11 protein-coding genes are annotated in these 14,224 nt (G+C 32.3%); 9 read left to right on the top strand and 2 right to left on the bottom strand.

Translation table 11 applies throughout. The annotated features are described in order from the left end of the window. Positions 1-108 precede the first annotated feature (108 nt). From RC62_RS20605 to RC62_RS20575, 7 genes are all read left to right on the top strand, one after another. The gene (locus RC62_RS20605; RefSeq protein WP_055098219.1) at positions 109-1,059 is read left to right on the top strand and encodes a YihY/virulence factor BrkB family protein; all 951 of its coding nucleotides are present in this window, start codon (positions 109-111) and stop codon (positions 1,057-1,059) included. Continuing rightward, positions 1,056-1,580: an NADPH-dependent FMN reductase gene (locus RC62_RS20600; protein ID WP_055098218.1), complete on the top strand. Its 525-nt coding sequence runs from the start codon at positions 1,056-1,058 to the stop codon at positions 1,578-1,580. Before RC62_RS20605 ends, RC62_RS20600 begins: the two co-directional genes overlap by 4 nt. 3 nt (positions 1,581-1,583) lie before the next feature. Continuing rightward, a complete protein-coding gene (locus RC62_RS20595; protein ID WP_055098217.1) occupies positions 1,584-2,561 on the top strand; it encodes a transglutaminase domain-containing protein in 978 nt (325 codons plus the stop codon). 118 nt (positions 2,562-2,679) lie between these two features. Then, positions 2,680-3,855, top strand: coding sequence for a nicotinate phosphoribosyltransferase (gene pncB, locus RC62_RS20590; RefSeq protein ID WP_055098215.1), 1,176 nt, complete (start codon positions 2,680-2,682; stop codon positions 3,853-3,855). Between the two features lie 163 nt (positions 3,856-4,018). Then, entirely contained in the window at positions 4,019-5,890 is a 1,872-nt protein-coding gene (locus RC62_RS20585; RefSeq protein WP_055098214.1) for a DNA topoisomerase IV subunit B, read from the top strand. Between the two features lie 4 nt (positions 5,891-5,894). Then, positions 5,895-7,079: a hypothetical protein gene (locus RC62_RS20580; RefSeq protein WP_055098213.1), complete on the top strand. Its 1,185-nt coding sequence runs from the start codon at positions 5,895-5,897 to the stop codon at positions 7,077-7,079. A gap of 80 nt (positions 7,080-7,159) precedes the next feature. Beyond that, positions 7,160-9,880, top strand: coding sequence for a DNA gyrase/topoisomerase IV subunit A (locus RC62_RS20575; RefSeq protein ID WP_055098212.1), 2,721 nt, complete (start codon positions 7,160-7,162; stop codon positions 9,878-9,880). Positions 9,881-10,050: 170 nt separating this feature from the next. Here the strand turns inward: RC62_RS20575 and RC62_RS20570 are convergent, their stop codons facing one another. Both RC62_RS20570 and RC62_RS20565 read right to left on the bottom strand, forming a co-directional pair. After that, positions 10,051-11,418: a DUF5458 family protein gene (locus RC62_RS20570; protein ID WP_055098211.1), complete on the bottom strand. Its 1,368-nt coding sequence runs from the start codon at positions 11,416-11,418 to the stop codon at positions 10,051-10,053. A gap of 2 nt (positions 11,419-11,420) precedes the next feature. Then, a complete protein-coding gene (locus RC62_RS20565; protein ID WP_055098210.1) occupies positions 11,421-11,876 on the bottom strand; it encodes a hypothetical protein in 456 nt (151 codons plus the stop codon). A gap of 158 nt (positions 11,877-12,034) precedes the next feature. Between RC62_RS20565 and RC62_RS20560 the strand changes: the two genes are divergently transcribed. Both RC62_RS20560 and RC62_RS20555 read left to right on the top strand, forming a co-directional pair. Continuing rightward, the gene (locus RC62_RS20560; protein WP_055098209.1) at positions 12,035-12,454 is read left to right on the top strand and encodes a GPW/gp25 family protein; all 420 of its coding nucleotides are present in this window, start codon (positions 12,035-12,037) and stop codon (positions 12,452-12,454) included. A gap of 8 nt (positions 12,455-12,462) precedes the next feature. Beyond that, complete coding sequence (locus RC62_RS20555; protein WP_055098208.1) at positions 12,463-14,220, top strand: hypothetical protein; 1,758 nt, start codon at positions 12,463-12,465, stop codon at positions 14,218-14,220. Positions 14,221-14,224: the final 4 nt, after the last annotated feature.

Below are 14,224 nucleotides of genomic sequence, written 5' to 3'. Positions count from 1 at the left end.
TGAATTTTTACCAACATGGTAAAAATGTAAAATTCTTGGAAAATGCGAGAATTCTAATTTTTTATTTATTTGTTAAATTTGAGAGTATATCTAAAAACCAGAAGTATCGTGAAAATAAAAAATATATTCTCCAAGTCATGGTTTCTGCTCAAGAATACCTTTTTAGAATTCAATGACGACAATGCTATCAAACTTAGTGCAGCATTATCTTATTATACCATATTTGCACTTCCTCCTTTATTAATTATTATCATCACGATCTGTGGATTTTTCTTTGGTGAAGATGCTGTAACAGGTCAGCTTTACGGGCAAATTAATGGATTGGTTGGTAATGGAGCAGCAGTTCAAATTCAGGAAGCTATAAAAAATGTGCAATTATCCGGAGATAATGTTTTTGCTACAGTATTTGGAATCGCAATGTTATTAATTGGAGCATCAGGAGTTTTTGCTGAAATACAAAGTTCTATCAATTTTATATGGGGATTAAGAGCAAAACCGGATAAAGGAGTTAAGAAGTTTATCCAAAATCGCTTGATGTCATTTTCAATGATCGCTTCAGTTGGTTTTTTAATGCTGGTCAGTCTTTTTATAAGTACCACATTAGATTTAGTCAGTGCGCGTTTAAAAATATATTTTCCTGAAAGTACCGTTTATTTATTTTATATCGTGAATATTGTAATTGTACTGGCCAGTATTACACTTCTTTTTGCTATCATTTTTAGAACATTACCAGACGGAAAGATAAGATGGAAAGATGCTTTTATAGGCTCAACGGTAACGGCCGTATTATTTATGATTGGTAAATTTGCAATAGGTTTTTATTTAGGCAGTTCTACAGTTGCTTCAGTTTATGGAGCTGCGGGTTCTGTAATAATTATTTTAGTTTGGGTATATTATTCAGCAATTATTCTGTATTTTGGAGCAGAATTTACCAAAGTATATGCGAAATCATACGGAGGAAAAATTTATCCAAATGAATACTCAGTCGAAATTCAGAAGGAGATTTATGAAATCGACAATCCCAAACAAAAAGAACCAGCAAAAAAAGAACAATTATGAAAATTATAGCCTTTGGAGGAAGTAATAGTACACAATCTATCAATAAACATTTAGCAACATATGCAGCGGGTTTATTTGAAAATGCCGAAGTTGAAATTTTAGATCTGAACGATTTTGAAATGCCTTTATTTAGTGTTGATCTCGAAAAGAAAACAGGGCAGCACGAAATGGCAAAAGCATTTCTTGAAAAGATAAAGAGTGCTGATATTCTTGTAGTTTCTCTGGCTGAAAATAATGGAAATTATTCGGTTGCCTTCAAGAATATTTTTGATTGGAGTTCCAGAATAACCAAAGAAGTTTTTCAACAAAAACCAATGTTATTATTAGCAACTTCGCCCGGGCCAAGAGGTGGAGCATCAGTTTTAGAAATTGCTAATAATGCTTTACCACGATACGGCGCGCAAATAAAAGCTACTTTTTCATTACCAACATTTAGTGCTAATTTTGATTTGGATGAAAATAAAATCTCAAATGCAGAGTTAGATAAAGAATTAAAAGATATCATAAAGTCTACTTTTTAATCCATGATAATAAAAAAGATTACCCTTGTATTTTTCTTCCTGAATTTTGTTTTTCTGCATTCCTCTTACTCCCAAAAGTATAGTGATGTTGATAAAATAGTATTAAAATATCCAAAACATTTTAATACTACAGAAGATTTGGCAGAAAGGATTCAAAAAGATTTTAATTCAGAACATGATAAGGCACGCGCTATTTACAGCTGGATTGCTTTTAATATAAAATACGATTATAAAGTTTTTTTAAATCCGCCAGGAGTACAAGGTTTTAGCTATTCTACAGAGGCAGAAAAACAAAGAAAAATTAAACAAATCAATGATAAATTGATTCAGAAAACCTTTAATTCTCAAAAAGGAGTTTGTGAAGGTTTTACGGCTTTGTATCAGCATTTGGCAGAATTAACAGGTTTAAAATCTGAAATAATCAGAGGGACTTCAAAAACGAGATTAGCAGATATTGGACGAAAAAATACTTCTTCAGATCATGCCTGGAATATTGTTATGATTGACAAAAAATGGAGACTTATTGATGTTACGTGGGGTCAGGGCTATTATGACAGCAGTAAAGGAAGAATGGTTAATGATTTTGCATCAATTTATTTTGATACAGATCCGGATTATTTTTTTGCCAAACACTTTCCTGATTCCGGTTCTTATTTAGGAAATAAATTAAACAAAGAAGAATTTCTAAACGGGCCTTTAATTTACAATAAGACTATAGAAGGCGATTATAAAATCAAATCTCCTGAATCCGGAATAATTGAAGCGAAATATGGCGATAAAATTACTATTGAAATAAAAAACGTATCAAAATCTGATCTCGTTTTTTATCTAAATAAAAATAATCAAGCTGTCAAAATTCAGAATTCAAAAGAGAAACGAGGCAGTTTAGAATTTCAAATTCCTTATGATAAGAATATAGGAGATTATCTCACTATTTATCTGGATAACTTTAGTATTGTTTCCTTTAAAATTTCGAAATAAACAAATTTGGATGTTTGTTTAAAGAATTTCCTTCTTTTATCGAATTGCCGTATCTTAGCCATAAAGAGATGAGATTAATGATAATAGTCGATTGAGCTATTAAAATGGAACTATGAGTATGGAGACAACTTTCCTGAAATCAATTTTAGATAATGATTTCTATAAATTTACGATGCAACATGCTGTAATAAGACTTTTTCCGAAGGCAAAAGTACGTTACGGTTTTATAAATAGGGGAAAACATATTTTTCCTCCCGGATTCGCTGATTTACTTCGACGATCAGTAGATGCCATGGCCGATTTGCGATTGACCAAAGATGAAAAAAAATATTTATCGCACCATTGTCCTTATCTTGACCCTACTTATTTAGATTTTTTGCAAGGTTATAATTATGATCCTTCAGAAGTGCAGATAACGCAGGAAGGATCAGAAATAAAAGTCGTAATCGAAGGATTTTGGTATCGTACCATTTTATGGGAAGTTCCTTTGATGGCATTGATTTCAGAACTTTTTTATAAGGCCAGTCATTTGATTCGTTTAAACGATGAAGCAATAAAAAATGTCACCAGGGATAAGATTGATAACTATAATAAATTAGGAGTTTCGATTTTAGAATTTGGTACAAGAAGGCGTCATTCTTATGATGTTCATTTTTTGGTAAATGAAACATTGCAAAGTTTTGGATCAAATAGTTTTATTGGGACCAGTAATGTGCATTTTGCAATGGTTAATAATAAAAGACCTTTAGGAACGCATGCACACGAATGGTTTATGTTTCATGCCGCGCAATTTGGGTTTAAAATGGCCAATTTAATCAGTCTTGAAAACTGGACACAGGTGTATGGCGGTGACTTGGGAATTGCTTTGACTGATACCTATACGACTAACGTTTTCTTTGAACAATTTGATAAAAAATACTCCAAGCTTTTTGATGGCGTCCGTCATGATAGCGGTGATCCAGTTGAGTTTGCCCAAAAAGTAATTTTGCATTATACCAAAATGGGAATTGATCCAAAATCGAAAGTTATTGTTTTCTCGGATTCCTTAAATTATGATAAAGTAAAAACAATCACTGATTTTTGCAAAGACAAAATAAAAATGTCATTTGGTATTGGTACTAATTTTACCAATGATGTAGGCTTGCCACCTATGAATATGGTTATAAAATTAACCGAAGTTAAACTTGATAACACACATTGGCAAGGTGTTGTAAAACTTTCTGACGAAAAAAATAAAAATACGGGAACGCCCCAAATGATTGCTTTGGCGAAAGAAGTACTGGGAATTAAATAGTGTTTTTTTTGTTTAAAAGCTGATTTTTAATATTTTTAGCGGTCCTATTATTTTAAAATCAATTTAAATAGAATTCAAAGCTGTTATTAATCATAACAAAAAGGAAATACGCTTTTATTTTTTAGCTATAAATGGTACATTAGCCAAAAATCCAATTCACTTTATGCTAGAGCAAAATCAATATACCGAAGATAATATTCGATCACTCGATTGGAAAGAACATATTCGTATGCGTCCCGGAATGTATATCGGGAAATTAGGAGATGGTTCTTCGCCGGATGATGGTATTTATATTCTTTTAAAAGAGGTTTTAGACAACTGTATCGATGAGTTCGTGATGGGGTCGGGAAAAACTATTGAGGTGACTATCAAGGATAAGACGGTTTCGGTTCGTGATTACGGACGAGGAATCCCGTTAGGAAAAGTAGTCGATGTAGTTTCGAAAATGAATACCGGAGGAAAGTACGATTCTAAGGCTTTCCAGAAATCGGTAGGTTTAAATGGTGTCGGAACAAAAGCAGTAAATGCACTTTCGAGTGCTTTTCGTGTAGAATCTGTTCGTGATGATAAACAAAAAGCTGCCGAATTTTCAGCAGGAAATCTGATTCTTGAAGAAGATGTAATTGATACAACAAAACGAAAAGGGACAAAAGTAACTTTTACGCCGGATGAATCGATCTTCAAAAACTACAAATTCCGTTTAGAATATGTAATAAAAATGGTAAAGAACTATTGTTATCTAAACAATGGTTTGACTATTATTTTCAATGGCGAAAAATACCTTTCAGAAAATGGTCTTCGTGATTTATTAGAAGAAACAATCAGCGAGGAAGATCTTGAATATCCAATTATTCACTTAAAAGAGCATGATATTGAGATCGCTTTAACGCATAGTAAAACGCAATACAGCGAAGAATATCACTCGTTTGTCAACGGTCAGAATACAACACAAGGAGGAACGCACTTAGCGGCTTACAGAGAAGCAATTGTAAAAACCATTCGTGAGTTTTACAATAAAAATTTCGAAGCATCTGATGTTCGTAAATCGATTGTGAGTGCGATTAGTATTAAGGTTATGGAACCGGTTTTTGAGTCTCAGACCAAAACCAAATTAGGTTCTATGGATATGGGTTCTGATGACGGAACACCGCCGGTATCAGTTCGTACTTTTGTAAACGACTTTATTAAAACCAAATTAGACAATTATTTACATAAAAATCCTCCAACAGCAGAAGCTTTATTGCGTAAAATATTGCAGGCTGAACGTGAGCGTAAAGAATTATCAGGAATTAGAAAATTAGCGACAGATCGTGCCAAAAAAGCTAATCTTCATAATAAAAAATTAAGAGATTGCCGCGCGCATCTTCCTGATACAAAAAATCCTAGAAATTTAGAAAGCACGCTTTTTATTACCGAGGGAGATTCGGCTTCCGGATCGATCACCAAGTCACGTGACGTAAATACTCAGGCAGTATTTAGTTTGCGTGGTAAGCCTTTGAACTCGTACGGAATGACCAAGAAAATCGTGTACGAAAACGAAGAATTCAATTTATTGCAGGCCGCTTTAGATATCGAAGACGGACTGGAAAAATTGCGTTACAACAATATCGTAATCGCAACCGATGCCGATGTCGATGGTATGCACATTCGTTTGTTGTTGATTACATTTTTCTTGCAGTTTTTCCCTGAATTAATCAAAGAAGGACATTTGTATATCTTGCAAACACCGCTTTTCAGAGTTCGAAATAAAAAAGAAACCATCTATTGCTATTCAGACGAAGAAAGAAGAGATGCCATCGAAAAACTGAAACCAAAACCGGAAATCACCCGATTTAAAGGTTTGGGAGAGATTTCTCCTGATGAGTTCAAAAATTTTATTGGAGAAACGATTCGTCTTGACCCAATTATGATGGATAAAAACACTTCGATTGAGCAACTATTGTCTTTCTATATGGGAAAAAATACTCCGGACAGACAAGAGTTTATTATCAAGAATCTGAAGGTTGAATTAGATGCAGTTGAAGAGGAAGTTTAAATTTATGAGAAAAAATATTCTGTGTTTATTAATTGTGGTAATTATTTCCTGTCAGTCAAAAAATGACGAGAAAAAATCAGTTATTGTACCTAAACCTTTAAGTGAAATTAAAATTGAAAAAAACAATGATAGTTTAATTTACAAGATAGATGAAAACACTGTTGTAATAGATCAGGATACTTTAAAGTTAGAAAGTCCCTTTATATATTCTTTTGAAGGAAAGATAAATGATAATAAAAAGATACAGTTGCATCTTTCGAACCAATTGGAAATTGAATACGGAGGATACTCAAAAACAGCAACCGTTTACATAGATGGCGCAGAAGATATTTTCAGCTGTTATTTTACTAAGGATAATAAACAAGATTATTATACGGCAAACATTGATAGTATTGATGATAATAAAACAGCTTGTAAGCTTAAATTGTATAAGCTGTCTACAGAACAAATGTATATAGAAATTTCATTGGGTAAAAAGAGTTATAAAATTTATCCAAGTAAAATATTTCCGGCGTACAAATGCTTTGATGAAATAGACTATACGCTATTTGATTCCAGAGAGGCTTTTAAAAAAGAAGAAGCACCGAAAGAATTTACACCATCGAGAGATTATAATTTTTTTGCTGAAATTCTTTCAAATGATACAGGTTTTGAGATGCTCGAAACAAAATTAAAATATTTAAATACAGATTCTGAAAGCATTAAGAATTATAAAAAATGGAAGCATAGTTTTAAGGTTGCAAAATCAAAAAATGATGATGGGAATTATAGCTCTGAGAATTTGATCGTTGTATCACCTGTTTTTATAGACTCCAATGTTTTCGTTGTTTCTAATTTCTCATATAATTATATGGGAGGAGCTCATGGTTTTGTTCATACTGTATATGATAATTATGATGTAAAAACGGGTACTAAGATTGCTATACCAAGCATAATAAATACAAAAGATAAAAATTTTATCGCTTTATATGAAAATGAAATTAAAGCATATTTTGCGAATGAAATATTAGAGGATAAAATAGTAATGACCGATAATTTCTATATTTTGCCTACAGGAATTATTTTTTCTTATACGCCGAATGAGTTGATTGGTTTAGAAACAGGAGCAATGAATATTTTTTTTAGTTATGAAGAGTTAAAACCTTTTATTTTGAAAAATACAATTCTCGATACATACAATTCGAATTAAAAGCATAAAGAACTTGGGTTTTATTAAACTTAAAAGTTGTTACAACAAAATAAACAATTTATAATTTTCGAATATAAATAATGAAAGACGAAGAAGACGATAACATCATTCCAAACGAAGACGAGAATAATTCTGAAGAAAACCAACTTGATGACAATCTGGACGGTGATGATTCTGAGGAAATTATAAGCGTAAATGCTAAGAATTTTGAAGGACAGCATTTTTACGAAAATCAGGAAGAAGAAGGAGAGGACGTTATTACTAAAGTAACGGGCATGTACAAAGACTGGTTTCTGGATTATGCTTCGTATGTAATTCTGGAACGTGCAGTTCCGGCGATTGAAGATGGTTTTAAACCTGTTCAGCGTCGTATTATGCACTCTTTGAAAGAGTTGGACGATGGTCGTTATAATAAAGTTGCCAATGTTGTAGGTCACACGATGCAGTATCACCCACACGGAGATGCGAGTATTGGTGATGCTATGGTACAAATTGGGCAAAAAGATTTATTGATTGACTGCCAGGGAAACTGGGGAAATATATTAACAGGCGATGGAGCTGCGGCTTCTCGTTATATTGAAGCACGTTTATCTAAATTTGCTTTGGAGGTTTTATATTCTCCAAAAATTACCGATTGGGGAGTTTCTTACGATGGACGTCGTGCAGAACCAAACAATCTTCCGGTAAAGTTTCCGTTGCTTTTGGCACAAGGAGCAGAGGGAATTGCGGTTGGTCTTTCGACTAAAGTTTTGCCTCACAACTTCAATGAGTTAATTGATGCTTCGATCAAGATTCTAAAAGGAAAAGCCTTTACCTTATATCCTGATTTCATGACACAAGGTATTGCCGATGTGTCTAATTATAATGACGGACTTCGTGGCGGACGTGTTCGTGTACGTGCTAAAATTGCACAACTTGACAAGAATACTTTGGTGATTACGCAAATTCCGTTTTCGACCAATACCACAACTTTGATTGACAGTATTTTGAAAGCCAATGATAAAGGTAAAATCAAAATCAAGAAAATTGAAGACAATACGGCGGCAGATGTAGAGATTTTAATTCATCTTTTCCCGGGCGTTTCTCCAGACAAAACGATTGATGCTTTGTTTGCTTTTACAGCTTGTGAAACTTCTGTAGCGCCTTTAGGCTGTGTGATCGAGGATAATAAACCATTGTTTATTGGTGTTTCTGAAATGTTGAAAATTTCGACTCACAGAACGGTTGATTTACTACGTCAGGAATTAGAAATCCAGTTAGAAGAATTAAAGAATAAATGGCATTTTTCTACTTTGGAGAAAATCTTCATTCGTGAAGAAATGTACATTGATTTCAAATTATATTCAGATAGGGAATCACTTTACAAATATTTGTACGATAGATTTGAGCCTTTCAAAAAATCATTTGTCAGAGAAATCAATGACGATGATTTACAGCGATTGACTCAGATCCCAATGATACGTATTACTCGTTTTGACTCTGATAAAGCCGATGATTTCATCGCGAAGTTAGAAGATGAAATGAAAGAAGTAGAGCATAATTTAGAAAATCTAACCGATTTTGCAATTGCTTACTTTACCAGATTAAAAGAGAAATACGGAAAAGGACGCGAACGCCAGACAGAACTTCGTGTTTTTGATAATGTTGAGGCTACAAAAGTAGTTTTACGTAACACAAAATTATACGTAAACCGCGAAGAAGGGTTCGTAGGAACAAGTCTTAAAAAAGATGAATATCTTACGGATTGTTCTGATATCGATGATGTAATTGTGTTTTTACGTGACGGAAAAATGCTGGTAACAAAAGTAGATGCCAAAACATTTGTGGGTAAGGATATTATTCACGTGGCTATTTTTGATAAAAGCGATAAACGTACAATTTATAATATGATGTATCGTGATGGAAAATCAGGCCCATCATATATAAAACGTTTCAATGTTTCGGGTGTTACACGCGATAAACCATATGATTTAACGAATGAGACGGCAGGTTCGCAGGTAGTTTATTTTTCGCATAATCCAAATGGTGAAGCTGAGGTAATTACTATTTTATTACGTCAGGTTGGTACAATCAAAAAGTTGAAATTCGATATTGATTTTGCCAAATTAGCCATTAAAGGAAGAGCATCAAAAGGGAATTTAGTTACTAAATATCCAATCAAGAAAATTGAGTTAAAAGAGAAAGGAATTTCGACTTTATTACCAAGAAAAGTTTGGTTTGATGATACCGTAAAACGTTTAAATGTAGATGCCAGAGGCGAATTGTTAGGCGAATTTAAACCAAGTGATAAAATCCTTGTAATTAGCCAAAGTGGTAAACTGAAGGTTATAATTCCTGAATTATCGACTCATTTTGATGAAGACATGATTGTTTTGGAGAAATTTAATCCTAAAAAACCAATTTCAGCCATTTATTATGATGGAGAAAAAGAACGCTATTATCTAAAACGTTTTTTAGTAGAAACGGACAAGGAAGAAAGTTTTATTACGGATCATCCAAATTCGCAATTAGAAATCGTATCAACCGATTATCGTCCGGTGGCGCAATTAATTTTTGCAAAAGTTAAAGGAGTTCAAAAAGAAGACCTACATATAGATGTTGAAGATTTTATTGCTGTAAAAGGTTTTAAGGCATTAGGAAACCAACTTACAACAGATAAGCTGAAACAAGTTAATTTGCTGGATCCGTTACCTTATGAAGAACCTGTTGAAGAAGTTCCTGAAAAACCGGAATTAGAGGAAGATGATTCAGTCGAAACGGAATTAGATGACGACGGCCAGATAGGTTTAGTCCTGGATTAAATATAAAATGAAAAAAAACGCTAAGATAACCTTAGCGTTTTTTTTTGTAATTAATTATTTCTTTTTCAAATGTTTAAAAAAGGAATTGTATAATTTAATCTTCCATAATTAAAGTTTGTCCAAAACGTTCGATTTTTAGCAATAGAAAATCCAGGATCTGGAATTTTAAACTATACTTGTTTATAATCACTATGCCAAACAGCTTCTTCAGGACCATCTCCTTTATGTCCATCTAATTGAATTACGAAACTTTTAGCTGGAAAATATGGCGTGATATGGATATCTAATAAAATTCTGTCTTTTTGAGTTTTATCCTGTTCAATTTTCATCACAGTGAATTTTTCAATAAGATTAGTTGGACCTTTGATTCCATCTAAAAACTTAATGATTTGGCTTCTTAAATCAGCTTCTGTTCTCGTTGTCCAGTTTTCAAAAGCTCTTCTGTTTAAAAAGTCGAAAAGTACTTTTGTAATGTGGTCAAATACTCTTACTACTGAATAAGTTTGTAAACCTAAGTTATCTCCGTTAAATAAAGTTTTAGCAGAGAAAGCCATAATTTTACTATACTCATTTACCATTGGAACAAGACCCATTTTTTCAAGTTCTGAGATTTCGCTCTTTTTCAAATCAAAACGAACGCTTTCTACTTCATTTAGGCCTCCAAATTTTTTACCTGCAACAACCTGAGACATTAATGTTTTGTATATTTTACCGGCTAAAGAAGTTGATGGCGGTACATATAAATTGTCTTCTTCTCCAACTTCATCATACTTACTTCTTCCTAGTAAATAGTTACAAGTCATGATTGTATTCGATTTAAATACATCACCGCCTGTATGATTTGCATTAAAGAAAATATCTATAACATCATCCGGAGTTTCAAGATCTTGAAAATCAGTTAGTAATACTGTTTTATTTTCGTGTGCTATTTTAGACCATTTGTCTAAAACGGCATTAGAGCCTAAATAACCAGGTACTGAAAGGATAGAGTAGTTTTTTCTCAAATCTAATCGGTCAAAATTTTGTTTTAATTCATTTGAAACATAATCAATAAACAAAGTATTATCTAAATCTTTTAATTGAGATATATCTGCATTTACGATAGTTACGTTTTTAATTTTATCGCTTTCTGCATTTTTGTAGAATAAAGCGACGCTTCGGTATGATGTTTCTAACTCTCTTGAAACATTCAAAGCATATTTCAAATTTCTGTTTAATGTTGAATCTGCAGATGTAGCTTTTGTATTGGCCACTTCAATCATTGATTCAACAGAATCATTACCTTTTAGTAAATCCAGCCATAACTCAAGTCTATTGGTTAGAGTTGTTCTCTCATTTTCCCATTGTGCATCATTAAGAAAAATATTTTTTCTCGCTTTTCTTGTAGGGTTTAAGTTTGACAATCCGTCGATTACATTTTCTAAAAAGGCAAAACCGCCATATTCATTTAATAAATTTATTTTGCTACTACCTTGTTCCTGTAGCAATTGTTCGGTTGAAGAACCATGACTTTTTTGTTCTTTGGTTTGAGTTGCCATATTTATTGTTTATTGTTGTTAATTTCATTCTTAGCGTTTTCAAGTAATTCGATTATAGCCTCTTTAACAGCGGGGTCCTGAATGGCTTTAATTAATCCTCTATTACTGGAAAGTTGACGCACAATTTTATAAGCTTGTTCTTTTTCGGTGTTTAATTTATTCAAAAAAGGACTCTTTTCTTTAATTGATTTTGCTCCAAAATCTCCTAAGTTTTGAAATACCATAGATTCATTCAAATCTGAACCTTCTTCAGTAGTAAATTCAAAATCTACACTTGGTTTGTACTTTTCGAACACCGCTTCTACTGTCTGCAAATCATACACAGCTTCGGGTCCCACCGGCTGCTCATTTGTAAGTTTTTGAATTAGTAATGTTCTGTTTGAAGGAATTTCTAAAATTGACTCATTGGCATCAACCTTCACTTCATTGCCACCAATACCATAATTGAACATGCTCATAATTTTATAAGATTTTTAGTTAATTTTGTAAAACTAATAAAAAAAAAGTTCTAAATAATATTGATTTGTAAGTATTTTATTTGGATTTTTGTTGCAGTATGTTAAAAAATCAATAACACCCTATTTTTGTTAAAAAACAACTTAATATTTTCTTGAAGATGAAATATCTGAAATACCCCGTTAATTTTAAGTCTTTGCTAAGAGGATCGCAGGAGAATTTTTGTAAGATTGACGAGTCGATTGCGTATAATATTATGATGATAATTACAACTTCTTTTGGGGAGATTCCAGAGACACCAAGCTATGGGACGATTATTTGGGATTTAGAATTTAATCAACATATCAAAAAAAGAGATTGGGAAGATTTGGTCAGAAAATCATTATATGATTCAATTAATGCATTCGAAAAAAGATTAATTCTAAGCGAAGTTTCTATCTCTTTAGATGAAATTAATGATAAAGAATTAGGATCAAGTATTAGAAGAAAAGCGAATATAGTCGTAAAAGGTTCCATTATTGAAAGTTTAATTCCTTTTAATTTTCACACAAAGTTGAATATAAGCCCAATTTCGCAATAAAATAAAATATGAAAGACGCCAAGTTTATCGAAATTAAGAATAGGATACAAAAAAAATGCCTTGAAATTTGGGGAATTGAAGATATCGATATGGCAGATCCGTTGGTGATGATGTTATTAGATGTTTTTGTTCATGAACTTTATTATTTGTACCAGGAAGGGGTAGAATCTGATAATAAAATTATTGAAAGAATTGCTCAGGAAATTGTGCCAAGTCAATGGAATTTGCCAATGCCTGCCCATACTCTGGCAAGTACAATTGCGACTAAAGGTATTGTAATGCTAAATAATGATACTGAATTCGTGGTAAAATCAGGAATGGCGACTAATGTTGATTATGATATTTACTTTACGCCCTTTACCAATGAAAGTATCGTAGAAGGGGAGATTAGTTTTCAAATGTATGACTCCTTTTTGATAGATTCTTTAAAAAACGTGAAGCATTTACCTGTACAGCATAAGGTTTTAGATCATCGTATTTGGGTTGGATTAGATGTTACAAAAGAAAATCTGGAGAAACTTAATTCGTTGAAATTTACATTTATAACAGAGAATTCGTCATTAGATGCATTTTTGCAATTTATAACAGTAAAAGATTCTTTAGGAAATAGTATTGAAATTGAAAATGAAACTTTTGATGAAGTACAGGACAATAAACACTATTCCGAGAATATAAAATCATTCTATAAAAATTCTATTTACAAATTAAAACTCGACTTAGAAAATCTGGTATACGAATCGATATTAGACAAATTTGAAATAGACAAAGAAGAGCTTAAATCCAGTAAAAAAGATACTCCATTGATTTGGTTAGAATTTGTATTTCCTGAAATTTTCACCAAAGATGAATTTGATAAAATCCAAATAAAAATAAACACATTTCCAATTGTCAATAGAAAGCTAAACAACAGAGTACATAATGCTCAGATTGAAGGGCGTCTTTTCCCGATGAAAGCAGAGAAAAACACCCATTTTCTTGATGTAATGAAAATTTTCAACGAAAAAAATATTGAATTTACAAATGGTATAAAGCAAGCTAATTCGCTTACCTCAAATACATTTACTGTTTTTTATGGCGGATTAGAAAACTATGATTCACGAAATGCAAAATTTTTTCTTAAAAAATTAGCAAGGGCATTACGCGAGGATATTAGTTCTTTTTCTAATATAAATGCAGATTATATAGATGCTACAATGACCAGGATCAACGAAGAACTTAATTCGATCGAAAGTAAAATCAATAGCAGTTACAGTCAGGTTAATGAAGAAGAAGTGTATGCTTTAATTCATGAAACTGAGAAATCTAAAATTCTATATTACTCTTATTGGACTTCGAACGGACAGGTGGCTAATAATTTGAAAAAAGGGACTATTTTAAAGCAAACTTCCCTATCTGAATTGGCACAGGATTCTACCGTTTTTCAAACAAGCTCTATTGGGGGAATTTACAGAAACAATAAAGTCGAAAAACTAATCAATCTTCGTTATGGTTTTTTGTCAAAAGAGCGCTTAGTTACAAAACAGGATATAAAATCAGCGGTACATTATCATTTAAGAAACATTACTAAAGAAGTCTTAATTACTGATGGAGTAGGAATAAGCAGCAATAGAAAACAGGGAGTATTCAGAACCATTAACGTAGAAGTCGTTTTACAGGAAAAATATGCTTTGCAGGTAGATAATAAGAAAAAAATAGAGATGTTTTTAAAAGAAACCCTAGAAAAACAATCTGTTATGAATATTCCATTTCAAATTACAATCAACTAAACTT

The sequence above is a fragment of the Flavobacterium aquidurense genome (genome assembly GCF_001404985.1).
Taxonomy (GTDB): Bacteria; Bacteroidota; Bacteroidia; order Flavobacteriales; family Flavobacteriaceae; genus Flavobacterium; species Flavobacterium aquidurense_B.
This window is presented reverse-complemented; position numbering and strand designations above follow the sequence as displayed.